The sequence below is a fragment of the Allobosea sp. GW823-FHT02B03 genome (assembly GCF_058797755.1).
Map to the genome: position 1 here is coordinate 1 of NZ_JBXAJY010000006.1, position 16,892 is coordinate 16,892.

Sequence of the window (16,892 nt, forward strand, 5' to 3'; positions counted from 1 at the left end):
GACCGCAATGCCCTCGTCGCCGAGGCCGGGCTCGACTGGCGCGCCACCGCTTCGACCACGGTCGGCATCGCCTACTCCGCCGCGATCGGCGAGCGCACCAGGGACCATGCCCTCAAGGGCAGGTTCGAGGTCAGGTTCTGAGGGGCTGGGGGCGCGCTTCGCGGCGCATCGGCCGACGCGAGCACGACAGAAATCCGCGCACCCGCGGAACGTCGGCGCGGCGAACGCCATGGGAAACGATCCGGTGATCGATCCGGATCACTGGTCGGGGTGCGCCGCGATCTCACGGCGCAGTCGGCGTATCGCGCCGACCAGCTCCCTGATCATCGGCATCGCCCGGTACTGCCGCGCATAGAACAAGCCGAAACTCGGGCACCAGTAGCTCGTGTCGAGCGGGACACGGGCTATCGTCTCGGACGCACGCATCCGTGGTGATGGCGGCATGTTGAAGAGCGAATAGCCGAGACCTGCAGCGACGAGTTCGGCCGCGAGCTCCCGCGAATTCACGACATAGCGCAGCGCCGGCTTCAGGCCATGCTGCTCGAACAGGCCGGCGTAATAGGCCCGGGCACCCGGGAAATCGAGCAGGATGTATGGCTCCTCCTGCAACTCGGCCAAGGTTACCGAGGCGGCGCCCGCTAGCCCATGGCCGCGATGCAGCCCGGCGTGGATCGGCGCGCGCATGATCGGAACAAAGGAGAGGTCCACCGTCATGGCGTCGTTGAAGGCGAGGCCGGCGAGCAGCTCGCCGGACCTCACCCGCGTCGCGACCTCTTCCGAGCTCATTTCCTCGAGACGGAAGCGCGCCTGCGGCGCGCGGGAAGCGAGATGGAGCAACAAGGGCGGGATGATCGCCGCTGCGGCGGTGGCGACGACGCCGATCCGCATCTCCGTCTGCCATTCATGCGGAATGCGCAAGGCCGCGTGCTCGAAGGCATCGTGGGCTGCGAGGAACTGCTCGGCGAGCGCTGCGAAATGCTGGCCTTCCGCCGTCAAGGCGACGCCGCGGGCGGGCGTGCGGCGAAAAAGGGGGGCAGCGAGCTTGACCTCGGCGAAGGCGATGGCCTCGCGGATCGAGGACGCCGAAATCGCATGCGCTTCCGCCGCTTCGGCGATCGAGCCTCCGGCTGCGACCGTCACGATGTAGCGCAGCTGCTTGAGCGTGAAGTTCTTCATCGCCAAAACATACATTTTCTGAATGTTCCAGCTAGCTTAATGTATTTTATCGCTGCTATCGGCGATGTGATCCTCCGCTCAGGAGACTGATCACCGTGACCCAAGCCCTGATCGAAACGCTGCGCGGCCAGGAGGCCGAAATGATCGCGATCCGACGCGATCTGCACCGGCATCCCGAGCTCGCATTCAAGGAGTTCAGGACCGCCGCCCTGGTCGCCGAGAAGCTGCGCGGCTGGGGAATCGCGGTCAGCGAAGGGCTCGCCGGCACCGGCGTAGTCGGCACTTTGCGCGGGCGCCGACCGGGCACCGCAGCGATCGGCCTGCGCGCCGACATGGACGCGCTGCCGATCCGGGAGGCGACGGGCCTGCCCTATGCCTCCGTCCATGACGGGCTGATGCATGCCTGCGGCCATGACGGCCATACGGCGATGCTGCTCGGCGCAGCGCGCCATCTCGCGCTGAACCCTGACTTCGCCGGCACCATCCACTTCATCTTCCAGCCGGCGGAAGAAGGCGGCGGCGGCGGCAAGGTGATGGTCGAGGAGGGCCTGTTCCGGCGCTTTCCCTGCGACGCCATCTACGGCCTGCACAACGAGCCGGGGCTCGAAATCGGACGGTTTGGCATCCGCAGCGGCCCCATGCTCGCGGCCATGGACAGCTGGCGGGTCGTCTTCAGCGGCACAGGCGGCCATGGCGGGCGCCCCCATCGCGCGACCGATCCGACGATGGCGCAGGCCCAGTTCGTGCTGACGCTCCAGAGCGTGATCGGTCGCAACATTCCCGGCCATGAGACGGCCGTGATCAGCGTTGGGCATATCGGCGCGGGGACAGCGGACGCGCCCAACAACATCCCTGCGCAGGTCCTGCTCGCCGGAACCATCAGAACCTATCGGCCCGAAGTGCGCGAGATCGTCATGCGGCGCCTGAACGAGCTCGCGGCTTCCGCCGCCAGCGGCCATAATTGCATGGCCGAGGTCACGATCGACTCGCATTATCCGCCCTTGGTCAACAGCCGGGACGAGACGATCCGCGCCGCAGACGCCGCCGCGGCGGCGTTCGGCGAGGATGCCGTCGACCGCGACTTCCCGCAGATCACGGCTGCCGAGGATTTCGCCTTCATGCTGCGCGAGCGGCCCGGCGCCTTCATGCTGATCGGCAATGGCTTCGCACCCGACGGCGCGCTCCATCACGTCCACACGCCGCATTACGACTTCAACGACGCGCTTCTGACCATCGGCTCGGCCTATTGGGTGACGCTCGCCCGGCGCGAGCTGCGGCCCGCAGCATGAGAGGGAGCTTTCCGATGCGCCGCAGAACCTTCCTGACAGGTGCCGCAGGCCTCGCCGGAATCGGCTGGAGCGGAACGAGCCGAGCGCAGGGCCAGGCCTGGCCGAGCAAGCCGATCCGCCTCGTTGTCGGCTTCGCTGCCGGTGGCGCGTCCGATATCGTAGGACGCCTGATCAGCCCCGGCCTGGGCGAGCGTCTCGGCCAGACGATCTATGTCGAGAACCGGGCCGGCGCCGGCGGCAACCTCGCCGCTGCCAGCGTCGCCCAGGCGGAGCCGGACGGCTACACGCTGATGCTGGCGACGCCGGGGCCGGAGACGATCAATCCGACAGTCTACGACAAGCTGCCCTTCGATCCCCGCAAGGACTTTGCGCCGATCGCGCTGCTCTGTTCGATTCTCGACGTGCTCGCCGTGCCGGCCGACCGGCCCTGGACGACCGTCAAGGAGCTGATCGACGACGCCCGCGCCAGGCCAGGCGCGATCACCTTCTCATCCTCCGGCATCGGCTCGCCCAGCCATGTCGCCCTGCTGCTGCTGCAATCGCTGACGGGCATCAATGTCGTGCATGTGCCTTATCGCGGCGGCGGCCCGATGATGGGAGACTTCCTGGCCGGCCGGATCGATGCGACGATCGGGACCGGCCCGGTGCTGATGCCGCTCGGCGAGGGCGGGCAGCTGCGCATTCTCGGCGTCGCCACGGCCGAGCGCTCGCCGCTCGCAGCCCATATCCCGGCGATCTCGGAAACGGTTCCCGGCTACGCGATGGCGAACTGGCTCGGCCTCGCCGCTCCGGCCAGAACCCCGCCGGTGCTGATCGAGAAGATCCACCGTGCCGCACTCGCAACGCTGGCCGACCCGGCGGTGCGCGCCAAGCTCACCCAGCAATCCGCCGTCCCGACGCCGCTCGGCCCGCAGGATTATGCGGCGCATGTGAAGGCGGAATATGAGCGCTGGACGCCTTTGCTGAAAGCGGCGAAGGCCAAGGTCGAATAGGAACGTAAGACGACCTGCGCTCGAGCGAGCGCAGGTTGCGACCGCCGGGCGCTCACAGCTTCACCGGTGCCGCTGACTCCGCGATGGGACGGCGCATGCGATGAACCGTGCCGCGAGGCCCGATCACATGGCCCTGGCGAGGCCCGCTTCAGGATTGGCACCGGCTCTCCCGTCGCCGATTGTTCATGCGCTTTCGCAACTCTCGGGCTGAATTTCGCGCAGTCGGTCCTTGTCATCACCGCACGGGGCGTATCGCTTCCCGGCACAACAGCGGTCCAAAGGGTACCCGGCACGCCAGAGCATGTGCGTAGCTGCAGCTCGAAGCCCATCTCGATGCTGTACAAAAGTGTTGACCGAAAGATATTTGTCCACGACATCTGGATAGATGCGCCGGCAAACCATGAGAACCGCGATAGCGGCGAGGCGCAAAGCAGTACTGAAGCGCTTCGGGAGGAATGAATGAAGATCGCGAACTCGGCGAAAGCCACCATCATCGGCTCGATCGCCGCCGTCGTTTTCTCGGCATTCGGTGCGAGCGCGCAAGATAGCTGCCCCAATCGCGGGCAGCTCGACGACCAGTATTGCGACGCCAACAACGATCTCGTCGCCGACACGCCGACCGACCCCGCCAAGCAGAAAGATCCCTCGACCCTGGTCTTCGCCTACACGCCGGTCGAGGATCCCGCGATCTACGCCAATTTGCTCAAGCCGTTCGTGACGCACCTCAACACCTGCATCGGCCGCAAGGTGGTGTATTTCTCGGTCCAGTCGAACACCTCGCAGATCGAGGCGATGCGTTCGGGCCGCCTGCATGTCGCGGGCTTCTCGACCGGGCCGACCGCCTTCGCCGTCAACATGGCCGGTGCGGTGCCCTTCGCAGCCGGCGGCTCGGAGGCCGGGCCGCGCGGCTACAAGCTGATTGCGCTGGTCAAGGCGAACAGCACCTACAAGAGCATGGCCGATCTCAAGGGCAAGAAGGTCGCGCATACCTCGCCTTCCTCGAACTCCGGCAATCTCGCGCCGCGCGTGCTCTTCCCACCGCTCGGCCTGACCCCGGACAATGACTACAAGCCGCTGATGTCGGGCGGGCACGACAAGTCGATCCTCGGCGTCAACCATGGCGACTACGACATGGCCGCGATCGCGGACGACGTCTTCGAGCGGATGGTCCAGCGCGGCACGATCAAGCGCGACGATTTCCGCGTGCTCTACACCAGCGAGGTCTTCCCGACGAACGGCTATGTCCACGCCCATGACCTGAAGCCGGAGCTCGCCGCGAAGATCCGCGAGTGCTTCTTCAGCTACAAGTTCACCGACGAGGAGAAGAAGGAGTTCAACGGCGAGGACCGCTACGTCCCGATCACCTACAAGGAGAAATGGGGTGTGGTGCGGGAGGTCGCCGAGAAGTCCGGCACGCCGTTCAACAAGCGCAGCTACGAGGCCGAGGCCAAGCGCGAGGCGGAAGCGCTGGAGCGCAAGAAGGCCCAGCAGGCGCCGAAGAACTGATCGCTGGCTCCGCGCCGAAACAAAGGAGGACGGCCCCGGCATACACCGGGGCCGTCTTCGCTTTCAGGCCTGCGGGCTGAAAGCACGCAGCACTTACTTTGAGGGCAGATCGGCGAGGTAGGCCCGCATCTCCCGCTCGGGCCCATGCCAGGCGGCGCCCTTGCCCTGCAGCTCCGGCTTGTCCTTCCAGCCGGGCTCTACTCCGGTCATGTCGGGCAGGAGATGCGCGATGCCCTTGTGGCAGTCGATGCAGGTCTTCTCGCCCGTGGTCAGGAAGCGGCTATGGATGTCGGCCGCGCGGCGCGTCTGCTTGGTGAAGTCCATCGCCACCGAGGAGTGGCAGTTGCGGCATTCCAGCGAGTCGTTGGCCTTGAGGCGCGACCATTCGTGCTTGGCGAGCTCGAGGCGCATGTTGAGGAACTTCTCGCGCGTCGAGATCGTGCCGAAGATCTTGCCCCAGACCTCCTTCGAGGCCTGCATCTTGCGGGCGATCTTGTCGGTCCAGTTATGCGGGACATGACAGTCCGGGCAGCTGGCGCGCACGCCCGACCGGTTGGAGAAGTGCACCGTCTGGGTCAGCTCCTGATAGACGTTGTCGCGCATCTCGTGACAGGAAATGCAGAACTTCTCGGTGTTAGTGACCTCGAGCGCGGTGTTGAAGCCGCCCCAGAACAGCACGCCGCAGATGAAGCCGCCGACCGTCAGGAAGCCGAGGCTGAGATAGGCGCTGGGCCGGCTGATGATGCGCCAGAACCAGAGAACCCGGTTCCAGCACCAGAGAAACAGAGCCTTGAGCTTTGCCATCATGCCGCCCCGTTATCGCTTGCGGCCAATGTCTTTGGCGTCCTGGAAGGTGTTCTGGACCAAAGGCGGCACGTCGGTCTGCTGGACATGGCACGCGGTGCAGAAATAGCGCCGCGGCGTCACGTCCGAGAGCACCTGGCCATCGCGATCCTGGAAATGCGTCACGCTGATCATCGGGGCGCCGGAGCCCTCGGTGAACTCGCGCTTGTGGCAGTCCATGCAGCGATTGGTGTTCAGCGTCAGCTGGTAGCCGTCGATCGAATGCGGGATCACCGGCGGCTGCTCCGGGTAGTTGCGCATGCGCCTGACGTCGTCGACGACCGGCCGGCCGAGGGCCGGGACCCGGTCCAGCTCCATGGGCTGGGCCGTGCCGGTCAGCCGCGGGACGATCTTCACCGGCGCGCCCTCCTGCGAGAAGGCGGCCCCGAAGACGAGGACGATGCAGGCCGCCAGTGCGGCCCCGAGGACGGTCCGCGCGCGCATCAGGCGGTGACCGGAACGATCTTGACCGCGCATTTCTTGAAATCCGTCTGCTTGGAGATGGGATCGGTGGCGTCCAGCGTCGTCTTGTTGATCAGCTGGCTGGCGTCGAACCAGGGTACGAAGACGACGCCGGGCGGCATGCGGTTGCGCCCGCGCGTCTCGACGCGGGTGCGCATCTCGCCGCGCCGCGAGATCAGCCTGATCTCGGCACCCTGGTTGAGCCCGCGCTTGCGGGCATCCTCCGGATGCATGAAGCAGCGCGCCCCGGGGAAGGCCTTGTAGAGCTCGGGCACGCGCATGGTCATCGAGCCGGAATGCCAGTGTTCGAGCACGCGCCCGGTGACCAGCCAGAGGTCGTATTCGCCATCCGGCGATTCCGCGGGCGGCTCGTAGGGCACCGCGATGATGCGGGCCTTGCCATCCTTGTTGCCGTAGAACTCGACGCCCTTGCCCGGCTTCACATAGGGGTCGAGCCCCTCGCGATAGCGCCAGAGCGTCTCCTTGCCGTCGACCACCGGCCAGCGCAGGCCGCGGACCTCGTGATAGAGCTCGTAGGGGCCGAGATCGTGGCCATGGCCACGGCCGAAGGTGGCGTATTCCTCGAACAGGCCCTTGTGGACGTAGAAGCCGAAATCCTTGGATTCCTGGTTCTCGTATTCGGGGCTGGTCTCGGAGAGCGCGAACTTGTCGACATTGCCGTTGCGGAACAGCACGTCGAACAGGGTCTTGCCGCGATAGTTCGGATTGGCGTCGAGGATCTCCGGCGGCCAGACCTCGTCGGTGGTGAAGCGCTTGGAGAACTCCATCAGCTGCCAGAGATCGGAGCGCGCCTGGCCCGGCGCGTTGACGAGCTGGTGCCAGACATGGGTGCGCCGCTCGGCATTGCCGTAGGCGCCCTCCTTCTCGACCCACATCGCCGCCGGCAGGATCAAATCGGCCGCCATCGCGGTCACGGTCGGGTAGGCGTCGGAGACGACGATGAAGTTCTCGGGATTGCGATAGCCCGGATAGGTCTCGCCGGAGCTGTTGGGCGCCGCCTGGAGGTTGTTGTTGACCTGGATCCAGTAGAAATTCAGCTTGCCGTCCTTGAGCATGCGGTCCTGCTCGACGGCGTGGTAGCCGGGCTTCTCCGGGATGATGCCGGGCGGAACGCGCCAGATCTCCTCGGTGTGCTTGCGATGCTCGGGATTGGTCACCGTCATGTCGGCCGGCAGGCGGTGGGCGAAGGTGCCGACCTCGCGGGCCGTGCCGCAGGCCGAGGGCTGTCCCGTCAGCGAGAACGGGCTGTTGCCGGGCTCGGAGATCTTACCGGTGAGCAGGTGCAGGTTGTAGACGAGCTGGTTGGCCCAGACGCCGCGCACATGCTGGTTGAAGCCCATGGTCCAGAGCGAGACGACCTTGCGCTTGGGATCGGCATAGAGCTCGGCGAGTTGCTGCAGGAAGCCGGGCTCGACGCCGGTCAGCGCCGAGACCTTCTCCAGCGTGTAGTCCTTGACGAAGTCGGCATAGGCCTGGAAGTCGCTCGGCGTGGTCGCGGCCGGGTCGGCCGCCTTCCTGGCCTTGACCTCGCGCGGATCGTCCGGCCGCAGGCCATAGCCGATCTCGGTCGCGCCCTTGACGAAGGTGGTGTGCTTCTCGACGAACTCCTTGTTCACCCGGCCGGTCGAGATGATGTGGTTGGCGATGTAGTTCAGGATCGCCAGGTCCGTGCCCGGCTTAAACACGATCGGAATGTCGGCGAGGTCGGAGCTGCGATGGGTGAAGGTCGAGAGCACCGCGACCTTGACATGCGGCTGGCCGAGCCGGCGGTCGGTCACCCGCGTCCAGAGGATCGGGTGCATCTCCGCCATGTTCGAGCCCCAGAGCACGAAGGCGTCGGCGTGCTCGAAATCGTCGTAGCAGCCCATCGGCTCGTCCATGCCGAAGGTCCGCATGAAGGCATAGGCGGCCGAGGCCATGCAGTGGCGGGCGTTGGGATCGAGATTGTTGGAGCGGAAACCGGCCCGCATCAGCTTGGTCGCGGCATAGCCCTCGAAGATCGTCCACTGGCCGGAGCCGAACATGCCGAGCGCGGTCGGCCCCTTGGCCTTCAGCGTCGCCTTGGCCTTGGCGGCCATGGTGTCGAACGCCTCTTCCCAGGACACCGGCGTGAACTCGCCGTCCTTGGCGTAGACGCCGTTCTTCTTGCGCAGCAGCGGCTGGGTCAGCCGGTCGCTGCCATACATGATCTTCGAGAGGAAATAGCCCTTGATGCAGTTGAGGCCGCGGTTGACGTCGGCCTTCATATCGCCGTGGGTGGCGATGACCTTGCCTTCCTTGACGCCGACCATGACGCCGCAGCCGGTGCCGCAGAAGCGGCAGGGCGCCTTCGACCATTTGATCTGCAGGCTGTCGACGCCGCCGGTGACCGGCTGCGCCTCGGCCGGAACGCTCATATTGGCAGCGAGAGCGGCGACGCCGGCCGCCTGTGCCTTCAGCATCTCGCGACGGGACAGGGTCATGAGTTCACTCCGATATCGTCGAGTTCTGCTATCTGTTCGAAGACCATGTTGGCGGACAGAACGCCGTCCATGAGCCCGATCTCGGCCAGGCGCGCGCCGATCTCGCCGGTGCTCGCGCCTTCCATCACGATGACGATCTTGCCGCCCTCGACACGATGGACCTCGGTAAGCGGCAGTGCATTGATCTGGCGCACGACCTCGTCGCAGCGCTCCGGGAAGGCCGAGACCACGGCGCTCGAGATGTGCACGGTGCGGCGGGGGACAGGGTCAGACATGGGCGGCCTCCGCAGCCGATGAGCCGACGGCGATCGCGCCGGCGGGGCAGGTCGCGATGCAGGCGCCGCAGCTGTTGCAGCGATCGGCGTCGAGCGAGGGCAGCGCCGGCCCGCCGAGCCGGGGGCGGAAGCGGATCGCCCCCTCGGGACAGGCATCGCCGCAGCTCTGGCAGACCACGCCGCGCGCGGCGAAGCAGGCCTCGCCGATCGCGACGACATGCGGGAAGGCCGGCAAGGCCCGGTCGAACACCGGCTCGGGGCAGGCTTCCGCGCATTTGCCGCAGAAGGTGCATTCATTGCGGCTGAAATCGATCTGGGGCCAGCGCCCCGGCCCCATCCGGACGATCGCCTGCGGGCAGGCGTCGATGCAGGCGCCGCAACCGGTACAGGCGGAGGCAAGGCTCCCGGCGCTGGTCCAGGGCGGGCGGACCGCGCCCGGCGACGGCGCGAGGCGGCCTGTCAGGAAGCCGCGTCTGCCGAGATCCGGAGTTTCGATGGCCATGACCGGTACCTCACGCCGGAGGCCCGGGCGGTCCGAGGACCAGTTGCGACATCCAGACGAGGAAGCCGTAGCCGCCGACGATGCCGACGGCGATGAGCGGCCAGATCACGACGGCAAGGATGATGAATGCCAGGATTTCATCGCGGCGGGTCCGTGTCTCACCAGTTCCAGCACTGACATTCTCGGACATCGCCATAGCTCCCCGATCGCAGGCCATACGCCTCGCTAACTGGGCCTCAAACTATATCTTTTCTAATGTGATTATGTGACCGGCAGGCGACACTGTCCAGCCTCCCCAGAGCGAATTTCCAGCGGGGAAGGCCGGTATAGACAAGGCGAGCGGAGCAGAGACGGCCGATCGCGCAAATATACATAATAATGTCGGTTTTATCGCCTTACACGCTTAGGGCGCGACTTCGCGTCGCGCCCTGGATCGCCCGGCGAAAGCCGAAGCGATGAAGTCTCAGGAGAGCGGCTCCTGCCTTTAGGGGCAGGCGAAGCTGCTGCGGCTGTCAGGAATGCAGCGCGAGCCGTTCGGCAGGTTCAGGGCGCCCGAGGCATCGCGGCGGACATAGGCGCCGTTGGGCAAGGTGAAGCCCCCGGCGGGATCGACCTGAACGCGCGTGCCGTCGGGCAGGACATAGCCGCCGGCGCCGTCGCTGACGATGCGCTTGGCTTGCGGGGAAACCTGCGGAGCGACCTGCCGCGACTGCGATACGCAGCCCGCAGCCAGAACCGCGAGAGCCGCCACGGCGGTAAAACGGAAAGCGCGCATCATCATCACCTCTCGCACAGTCGTGGTTTCCAGCTGGCCCGCGGATATCGCCGCCCAGCTCCTTCGGGGACGCCGCAAAGGCGGCGGCGAGCCTCTTCGCCTTGCCGTCGGCGGCCCATCGCCAGAGCTTCCCGAATCGCCGGGCCGCGCCTGCCGAAGCGGCAATCTGACGTCCCCGGCGCCATTCCGCAAACCTCGGCCGGCGACAGCCGGCGCTTCGGCAAGGCGCTCCCGGACCGAAGGCGCCGCTCAGCATGGGGTCTGTGCGCGGCAGCAACTTGACAGAAGCGCCTTGAATCGGGTCCTTGCGCCGGTCATTGCGCTATCGTTAGCATAGCCCGACACCGTGAAGACGAGGGAGCACCTTGGCGCAGATTGCAGCAGAGATCGTCGCCGACTTCCTGCGCAGCGCGGGGCTGGTCGAAGACCTCGCACAGGCACGACTGACGCCGCTGACCGGCGGCGTCGCCTCCGACATCTGGAAGGTCGAGAGCGGCGGGCGGGTCTTCGTCGTCAAGAAGGCGCTGGCGCAATTGCGCGTCGCCCAGACCTGGCTCGCGCCGGTCTCGCGCAATGCCAGCGAGGTCGACTGGCTGAGGGAGGCCGGCCGGATCGTTCCTGAAGCCGTGCCCGCGATCCTCGCCGACGACGCAAAGGCCGGCATCTTCGCGATGAGTTATCTCGACCCTGCCGACCATCCCGTCTGGAAGCAGGAACTGCGAGCCGGGCGCGCGGATCCCGGCTTCGCCGGGAAGCTCGGGCAGGTCGTCGCCGCGATCCATGCCCGCACCCGGGGCTCGGCGGAGATCGCCCGGCGCTTCGCCAATGACGACACCTTCCACTCGATCCGCATCGAGCCCTATCTGGAGGCCACGGCGCGCGTCCATGCCGACCTCGCCGTCCCGCTCATGACCCTCGCCAAGGAGACGCTCGCAGCGAAGCTGGCGCTGGTCCATGGCGACGTCAGCCCGAAGAACATCCTGGTCGGCCCAAAGGGTCCGGTCATCCTCGATGCCGAATGCGCCTGGTATGGTGAGCCGGCTTTCGATCTTGCCTTCTGCCTCAATCATCTCCTGCTGAAATGCCTATGGACGCCCGCCGCCGGCGCCGGTTTCCTCGCCTGCTTCGATGCGCTGGCCGAGAATTACCTCGCCGGGGTCGACTGGGAACCGCGTGAGGTCATCGAGGCACGTGTCGCGCGGCTGCTGCCCGCCCTGTTCCTGGCCCGCGTCGATGGCAAGTCGCCGGCCGAATATGTCACTGCGGAAGCCGACAAGGACCGTATCCGGCGTGTCGCCCGTCCGCTGATCGCGAGTCCGGTGCCGCGCCTTTCGACCATTCGCCAGCTCTGGGCCGAGGAGATTTCCCGATGAAGGATACGACGATCGCTGCCGTCCGCGGACGCCGGGTCTGGGATTCCAGGGGACGGCCGACCGTCGAGGCAGAGGTCCTGCTGAAGAGCGGCCAGCGCGGGCGCGCCATCGCCCCGGCCGGTGCCTCGACCGGAACCGGCGAAGCGCTCGACCGCCGCGATGGCGGGACCGCCTTTGGCGGGCTCGACGTCACCGGCGCGGTCGCCGCGGTCAACGGCGAGATCGCCGCTGCGCTCGCCGGGCGCGACGCCGGCGACCAGACCGGCATCGACGCCGCCCTGATCGCGCTCGACGGCTCGGACAATCTCGGCCGGCTCGGCGGCAATGCCGTGGTCGCGACCTCGATGGCCGTGCTGCACGCCGCGGCAAATGCGAGCGGCCAGCCGCTCTGGCGCTACCTCTCGGCGGGCCGCCCGGTGCGCATCCCGGTGCCGGAGATCCAGATTTTCGGCGGTGGCGCCCATGCGGCGCGGCGCGTCGACGTCCAGGATTTCATGGTGATGTGCCCGGCGGCGAGCTCCTTCGCGCAGGCGCTGGACTGGACCGCCGAGGTCTACCGCGCCGCCGGCGCGCTGATGAAGCAGGCCGGCAAGCTCCAGGGGGTCGCCGATGAGGGCGGGTTCTGGCCGGCCTTCGCCTCGAACGAGGAGGCGCTCGACACCCTGATGCGGGCGATCGAGGACGCCGGCTTCAAGCCGGGCCGCGAGGTTGCGATCTCGCTCGACATCGCCGCCTCGGAATTCGGCCGGAACGGCTCCTACAAGCTGGCACTGGAACAGCGCGAACTCGATTCCGCCGGGATGATCGCTCTGCTCGGCCGCTGGCTCGAGACCTATCCGATCATCTCGATCGAGGACCCGCTGGCCGAGGATGATGCCGAGGGCTTCAAGGCCTTCACCACCCTGTACGGCGAGCGTTGCCAGATCATCGGCGACGATTTCCTCGTCACCAATGCCGCCCGCGTCGAGGCTGCGGCGGCCAGCAAGGCGCTGAACGCCGTGCTGATCAAGCCGAACCAGTCCGGCACCGTGACCGGCACCCGCGCCGCGCTCGACGCCGGCAAGACCGCCGGCTTCGGCACCATCGTCTCGGCCCGCTCCGGCGAGACCGAGGACGTCACCATCGCGCATCTTGCGGTCGGCTGGGATGCCGGCCAGTTCAAGGTCGGCTCCTTCACCCGCTCCGAGCGGATGGCGAAATGGAACGAGATGCTGCGCATCGAGGAGGAGCTCGGCAGCGAAGCCAGCTTCGCCGGCTGGGAGGCCCTGCCCTTCGCTGCCCAACGGAGCTGAGCCGATGAAGGCGCTCTTCCATTTCTCACCGGGCACGGCTCTGCGGACGCGGCTGGAAGCGATCGCCTCGCCGCGGATCGCCGTCGTAGACCAGCGCGACGAGGCCGGATTCGCCCGCGAGATTGCCGATTGCGAGGTGCTGCTGCACGTGCTGACGCCGGTGACGGCGGCGATGATCGCGATGGCGCCGAAGCTGCGGCTGATCCAGAAGATCGGCGTCGGCGTCAACACGATCGACCGCGCCGCCGCGGCGAAGGGCGGCATCGCAGTCGCCAACATGCCGGGAACCAATACGGCCGCGGTCGCCGAGCACACGCTGGCGCTGATGCTCGCGACCTTGCGCCGAGTCGCGGCCTTCGACGCGGCGACCCGCACCGGACGGGGCTGGCAGATCGGCGTCGAGGATGCGATCGGCCTCGGCGAGATCGGCGGCAGCCGGGTCGGGTTCGTCGGCTATGGCGGCGTGCCGCAGCGCCTGACGCCGGCCTTGCAGGCGCTCGGCGCCGAGGTCCGCTTCTGGAACCGGAGCCCGAGGCCGGACGCGGCGGCGATGGCCTTGCCGCTCGACGAATTGCTGGCGACCAGCGACATCGTCTCGCTGCACGTGCCGCTGAACGCCGAGACCCGGCAGATGTTGGATCGCGCGCGCATCGCTCAACTGAAACCGGGCGCGATCCTGATCAACACCGCCCGCGGCGAGCTGATCGACCAGAACGCCCTCGCCGAGGCCCTGCAGAGCGGCCATCTCGCCGGGGCCGGGCTCGACGTGTTCGAGCGCGAGCCGATGACGGAGCCCGGCCCCCTCGCCGCCTGCGCAACGCTGATCGCGACGCCGCACATCGCCTGGCTGACGCCACAGACATTCGAACGCAGCCTCGCCGTGGCGCTGGAGAATTGCCGGCGCCTGGCGGCCGGCGAGCCCTTGCTGCACCAGATCGCACCCGAGACCGCGGCCTGAGCGGATGGCAGCGAGCGGGCTAGGCATGGTGACGGCGCGGCAAGTGGCGGAGAGCCTCGGCGTCGCCGTGTCGACGGTTGGGCGGGCGCTCGCCGACGATCCGCGCATCAGCCAACGCATGAAGCTTGCGGTGCGCGAGGCGGCCGAGCGGCTCGGCTATGTCGAGAACCTGCCGGCGCAGATGATGCGCGGCGGATCGAGCCGGATGATCGGGCTGATGCTGCCGGACATCCGCAACAGCTTCTATGCGACCATTGCGGATGCGCTCTCGGCCTGCTGCGACGCCGCCGGTTATCAGCTCGTCGTCTCGATAGCCGACAGCGCCGAGGCGGAAGCCCGCCATGTCCGGCAGCTGGCGAGCGCGCGCGCAGCCGGCATCGTCATCGTTCCCACCCCCGCCCCCCAAGCCGAGACATGCGCGATGCTGGCGCGCATCCCGCATGTCCAGCTGCTGCGACGCGTTCCAGGCCTCAGCCCGGCCTGGTTCGGCATCGACGATATGGAGTGCCTGCGCGCCGGCACCGCCCATCTCATCGCCCGCGGCCATCGCCGCATCGCCTATATCGGCGGAAGCGGCGACTACTCGACCGGTGCCGACCGGCTCGCGGGCTTCCGCCGCGCCTTCACGGAGGCCGGGCTCGATCTGGCGGGAGCGATCGAGCATCTCGGGCCGCCCGCCGATCCGCGCTTCGGTGCCGAGGCCGCCGCTGCCCTGCTGGCGGCGACCGAACCGCCGAGCGCGATCATCACCGGCGCTGTTCAGCTGACGGGAGCGGTGCTGCAGGCCATTGCCGGCCGCCCGCCTTCCGACGGGCGCGAGCCTGCGATCGTCGGCTTCGGCGACGAGCCTTCCTTCTCCTGGTGGCGGGGCGAGCTGACCGCGATCGCCATGCCGATCCAGGAACTGGCGCAGGCCTGCGGCGGCTGGCTGATCGAGCGCCTGCAGAATGGCGCCGCGATCGAGCCCCATTCCAGCATCGCCAACGCGCAACTCGTCGAATACCGGCGCGCTTCCTGATCAGCCCCGCCTCGGCTCCTCAGCGCGGCATCTTCATCAGCGCAGCATCTTGGGCAGCCAGAGCGTCAGCTCGGGGAAAAGGGTGATGATCACGAGCGTGCCGACGAGCGGGATGTAGAACGGGATCATCTCCTTCAGCACGGCGCGCATCGAGACCTTGGCGATGTCGGAGATCAGGAACAGCGCTAGCCCCATGGGCGGGGTCAGCAGGCCGAGCATCAGGTTGAAGATCGCGACGATGCCGAGATGGACGGGATCGACGCCCGCCATGTGCAGCGGACCGGCGATGATCGGGATCACCAGAAGCGTCGCCGTCGTACTGTCGAGGAACATGCCGACGACGAGCAGCAGCAGGTTGACGATCAGGAGCAGCATCAGCGGATCGCGGCTGAGCGAGAGCAGTTCGCGCGCCACGGTCTGTGGGATCTGCTCGATCGCCATGATCCAGCCGAACAGGGCCGCGGCCGAGACGATGATCAGGATCGCCGAGGTGCTCTTCAGCGTCTCATAGGCCGAGACCAAAAGATGGTGCCAGGTCAGCGTCCGGTAGATCACCGCGCTGATGAAGATGACATAGACCACGGTGATCGAGGCCGCCTCGGTCGGCGTGAACCAGCCGACCAGCATGCCGCAGATCAAGAGCACCGGCGTCAGCAGTGCCGGAAGGGCCGGCAGGAAGGAGTCCCAGAGCTCGCGAAGGGTAGGCCAGCGCTCGGCGCGCGGGAAATTGCGGATCCAGGCCAGGATGGCGACGGTGATCATCAGCATGCCGACGCAGATCAGCGCCGGGACGATGCCGGCGATCAGCAATTGCACGATCGAGACATTGGTGACCGAGCCATAGATGATCAGCGGGATGCTGGGCGGGAAGATCGGTCCGACGATGGCCGACGCGCAGGTCAGCGCTCCCGCGAATTCGCGCTTGAAGCCATGGCTGGTCATCGCCTTGACCTCGATGCGGCCGAGCCCGCCGACATCGGCCAGCGCGGCGCCGCTCATACCGGAGAAGACGAGGCTCGCGAAGATGTTGACCTGCGCCAGCCCGCCATGGATGCGCGCCACCAGCGTCGAGGAGAAGTGGTAGATGCGCTCGGTGATCCCGGCCTGGTTCATCAGGTTGCCGACGAAGATGAAGATCGGCACGGCAACGAGCGGGAAGGAATCGAGCGCATAGACCATGCGCTGGCCGACCAACTCGAGCGGAAAGCCGTTCCAGAGCACATAGGCGATCGCCGGCAGCATCACCGCCAGCACCACCGGCCAACCGAACAGAAAAAGCAGCGTGAAGGAGCCGAGAAGGAGAAGCGTCATCGTGCCGTCGCGTTCCTGCGTCGCGGGAAGGGTGAGCCGATCGGCCTGGCTTTAGGCGATATGCGGCTCGGGCTCGTCGCTGATCTCGTCGGAGAAGCGGACATAGGGCGGGTGGCCCTTCAGCGCCTTCCAGAGCTGGACGGCAGATTCGATGGCCGCGAGGACGAAGCCGAACAGAGCCGCGGAGAAGAAGATCCAGTAGGGGATGCCGAGCGTCGGCGTCGCATTGTCGAGATTGGCGAGCGTCGCGACCATCACCGCCATGCCGGCAATGCCGAAGCCGAGCATGGCGGTCAGCGAGATCACCGCCGCGAAGACGCGGCGCGCACGCCCGGACAGCATCACGAGCACCTCCTCCATGCGGATATTGGTGCCGGAGGCGACGACATAGGGCAGCGCGGTGAAGACGACGCCGATCAGCATGAAGCGCGTCAGCTCCTCCGAACCGATGAAGGGAGCCTGGAATATCTGCCGCAACATGACCTGAAGCGCCGGCAGGGCGAGCATCAGCACCAACATCGCGACGGCGGCGTAGCGGAAGGCGTTGCGGAGCGGCCGCAGGAGCCGGTCGATCGCGAGGGGCGCGCCGACATCCTGCGGCTGGACATGCTGATCGGTCATGGAACTCGCCGGCTGG

The 16,892-nt window shown here is 67.1% G+C and carries 17 protein-coding genes; 7 read left to right on the plus strand and 10 right to left on the minus strand.

Annotation, left to right across the window (positions count from 1 at the left end):
- Nucleotides 1–258 precede the first annotated feature (258 nt).
- Nucleotides 259–1,191, minus strand: a complete 933-nt coding sequence (locus AC1REK_RS20175) for a LysR substrate-binding domain-containing protein (protein WP_492270505.1) — start codon at nucleotides 1,189–1,191, stop codon at nucleotides 259–261.
- A gap of 125 nt (nucleotides 1,192–1,316) precedes the next feature.
- On the opposite strand from AC1REK_RS20175, the gene AC1REK_RS20180 reads away from it, so the two are divergent.
- The 3 genes from AC1REK_RS20180 (at nucleotide 1,317) to phnD (ending at nucleotide 4,963) form a co-directional block, all read left to right on the plus strand.
- Nucleotides 1,317–2,465, plus strand: a complete 1,149-nt coding sequence (locus AC1REK_RS20180; RefSeq protein ID WP_492270666.1) for a M20 aminoacylase family protein — start codon at nucleotides 1,317–1,319, stop codon at nucleotides 2,463–2,465.
- Between the two features lie 14 nt (nucleotides 2,466–2,479).
- Entirely contained in the window at nucleotides 2,480–3,457 is a 978-nt protein-coding gene (locus AC1REK_RS20185) for a Bug family tripartite tricarboxylate transporter substrate binding protein (RefSeq protein ID WP_492270506.1), read from the plus strand.
- A 459-nt stretch (nucleotides 3,458–3,916) separates the two neighbouring features.
- Entirely contained in the window at nucleotides 3,917–4,963 is a 1,047-nt protein-coding gene (gene phnD, locus AC1REK_RS20190) for a phosphate/phosphite/phosphonate ABC transporter substrate-binding protein (RefSeq protein ID WP_492270507.1), read from the plus strand.
- Between the two features lie 93 nt (nucleotides 4,964–5,056).
- Here the strand turns inward: phnD and AC1REK_RS20195 are convergent, their stop codons facing one another.
- From AC1REK_RS20195 to AC1REK_RS20225, 7 genes are all read right to left on the minus strand, one after another.
- Complete coding sequence (locus AC1REK_RS20195; RefSeq protein ID WP_492270508.1) at nucleotides 5,057–5,767, minus strand: cytochrome c3 family protein; 711 nt, start codon at nucleotides 5,765–5,767, stop codon at nucleotides 5,057–5,059.
- A 12-nt stretch (nucleotides 5,768–5,779) separates the two neighbouring features.
- Nucleotides 5,780–6,283 carry a nitrate reductase cytochrome c-type subunit gene (locus tag AC1REK_RS20200; RefSeq protein ID WP_316019691.1) on the minus strand — a complete coding sequence of 168 codons (504 nt, stop codon included), beginning with the start codon at nucleotides 6,281–6,283 and terminating at the stop codon, nucleotides 5,780–5,782.
- On the minus strand, nucleotides 6,250–8,751 hold the full coding sequence (gene napA, locus AC1REK_RS20205; protein ID WP_316019690.1) for a periplasmic nitrate reductase subunit alpha: 2,502 nt from the start codon (nucleotides 8,749–8,751) through the stop codon (nucleotides 6,250–6,252). Before napA ends, AC1REK_RS20200 begins: the two co-directional genes overlap by 34 nt.
- Entirely contained in the window at nucleotides 8,748–9,026 is a 279-nt protein-coding gene (locus AC1REK_RS20210) for a chaperone NapD (protein ID WP_492270509.1), read from the minus strand. Before AC1REK_RS20210 ends, napA begins: the two co-directional genes overlap by 4 nt.
- Nucleotides 9,019–9,528 (minus strand): ferredoxin-type protein NapF, encoded by a 510-nt coding sequence (gene napF / locus AC1REK_RS20215; protein ID WP_492270510.1) that lies wholly within the window; start codon nucleotides 9,526–9,528, stop codon nucleotides 9,019–9,021. Before napF ends, AC1REK_RS20210 begins: the two co-directional genes overlap by 8 nt.
- A gap of 10 nt (nucleotides 9,529–9,538) precedes the next feature.
- Complete coding sequence (napE, locus tag AC1REK_RS20220) at nucleotides 9,539–9,718, minus strand: periplasmic nitrate reductase, NapE protein (RefSeq protein WP_316019687.1); 180 nt, start codon at nucleotides 9,716–9,718, stop codon at nucleotides 9,539–9,541.
- Nucleotides 9,719–10,012: 294 nt separating this feature from the next.
- A complete protein-coding gene (locus tag AC1REK_RS20225; protein WP_492273819.1) occupies nucleotides 10,013–10,309 on the minus strand; it encodes a hypothetical protein in 297 nt (98 codons plus the stop codon).
- A 359-nt stretch (nucleotides 10,310–10,668) separates the two neighbouring features.
- Between AC1REK_RS20225 and AC1REK_RS20230 the strand changes: the two genes are divergently transcribed.
- Genes AC1REK_RS20230 through AC1REK_RS20245 form a run of 4 tightly spaced genes read left to right on the plus strand, consistent with a single transcriptional unit; the run spans nucleotide 10,669 to nucleotide 14,944 of the window.
- Nucleotides 10,669–11,676: a phosphotransferase gene (locus tag AC1REK_RS20230; RefSeq protein ID WP_492270512.1), complete on the plus strand. Its 1,008-nt coding sequence runs from the start codon at nucleotides 10,669–10,671 to the stop codon at nucleotides 11,674–11,676.
- Complete coding sequence (eno, locus tag AC1REK_RS20235; protein ID WP_492270513.1) at nucleotides 11,673–12,968, plus strand: phosphopyruvate hydratase; 1,296 nt, start codon at nucleotides 11,673–11,675, stop codon at nucleotides 12,966–12,968. Before AC1REK_RS20230 ends, eno begins: the two co-directional genes overlap by 4 nt.
- 4 nt (nucleotides 12,969–12,972) lie before the next feature.
- Nucleotides 12,973–13,926 carry an NAD(P)-dependent oxidoreductase gene (locus tag AC1REK_RS20240; protein ID WP_492270514.1) on the plus strand — a complete coding sequence of 318 codons (954 nt, stop codon included), beginning with the start codon at nucleotides 12,973–12,975 and terminating at the stop codon, nucleotides 13,924–13,926.
- A 43-nt stretch (nucleotides 13,927–13,969) separates the two neighbouring features.
- Nucleotides 13,970–14,944, plus strand: coding sequence for a LacI family DNA-binding transcriptional regulator (locus tag AC1REK_RS20245; protein WP_492270515.1), 975 nt, complete (start codon nucleotides 13,970–13,972; stop codon nucleotides 14,942–14,944).
- 36 nt (nucleotides 14,945–14,980) lie between these two features.
- Here the strand turns inward: AC1REK_RS20245 and AC1REK_RS20250 are convergent, their stop codons facing one another.
- Both AC1REK_RS20250 and AC1REK_RS20255 read right to left on the minus strand, forming a co-directional pair.
- The gene (locus AC1REK_RS20250; protein ID WP_492270516.1) at nucleotides 14,981–16,255 is read right to left on the minus strand and encodes a TRAP transporter large permease; all 1,275 of its coding nucleotides are present in this window, start codon (nucleotides 16,253–16,255) and stop codon (nucleotides 14,981–14,983) included.
- Nucleotides 16,256–16,306: 51 nt separating this feature from the next.
- Complete coding sequence (locus AC1REK_RS20255) at nucleotides 16,307–16,876, minus strand: TRAP transporter small permease (protein WP_492270517.1); 570 nt, start codon at nucleotides 16,874–16,876, stop codon at nucleotides 16,307–16,309.
- Nucleotides 16,877–16,892: the final 16 nt, after the last annotated feature.

Coding starts and splice junctions, on each gene's coding strand:
- AC1REK_RS20175 (WP_492270505.1), bottom strand. CDS start 1,191: ATGTATGTTTTGGCGATGAAGAACTTCACGCTCAAGCAGCTGCGCTAC.
- AC1REK_RS20180 (WP_492270666.1), top strand. CDS start 1,317: ATGATCGCGATCCGACGCGATCTGCACCGGCATCCCGAGCTCGCATTC.
- AC1REK_RS20185 (WP_492270506.1), top strand. CDS start 2,480: ATGCGCCGCAGAACCTTCCTGACAGGTGCCGCAGGCCTCGCCGGAATC.
- phnD (WP_492270507.1), top strand. CDS start 3,917: ATGAAGATCGCGAACTCGGCGAAAGCCACCATCATCGGCTCGATCGCC.
- AC1REK_RS20195 (WP_492270508.1), bottom strand. CDS start 5,767: ATGGCAAAGCTCAAGGCTCTGTTTCTCTGGTGCTGGAACCGGGTTCTC.
- AC1REK_RS20200 (WP_316019691.1), bottom strand. CDS start 6,283: ATGCGCGGTCAAGATCGTTCCGGTCACCGCCTGATGCGCGCGCGGACC.
- napA (WP_316019690.1), bottom strand. CDS start 8,751: ATGACCCTGTCCCGTCGCGAGATGCTGAAGGCACAGGCGGCCGGCGTC.
- AC1REK_RS20210 (WP_492270509.1), bottom strand. CDS start 9,026: ATGTCTGACCCTGTCCCCCGCCGCACCGTGCACATCTCGAGCGCCGTG.
- napF (WP_492270510.1), bottom strand. CDS start 9,528: ATGGCCATCGAAACTCCGGATCTCGGCAGACGCGGCTTCCTGACAGGC.
- napE (WP_316019687.1), bottom strand. CDS start 9,718: ATGTCCGAGAATGTCAGTGCTGGAACTGGTGAGACACGGACCCGCCGC.
- AC1REK_RS20225 (WP_492273819.1), bottom strand. CDS start 10,309: ATGATGATGCGCGCTTTCCGTTTTACCGCCGTGGCGGCTCTCGCGGTT.
- eno (WP_492270513.1), top strand. CDS start 11,673: ATGAAGGATACGACGATCGCTGCCGTCCGCGGACGCCGGGTCTGGGAT.
- AC1REK_RS20240 (WP_492270514.1), top strand. CDS start 12,973: ATGAAGGCGCTCTTCCATTTCTCACCGGGCACGGCTCTGCGGACGCGG.
- AC1REK_RS20250 (WP_492270516.1), bottom strand. CDS start 16,255: ATGACGCTTCTCCTTCTCGGCTCCTTCACGCTGCTTTTTCTGTTCGGT.
- AC1REK_RS20255 (WP_492270517.1), bottom strand. CDS start 16,876: ATGACCGATCAGCATGTCCAGCCGCAGGATGTCGGCGCGCCCCTCGCG.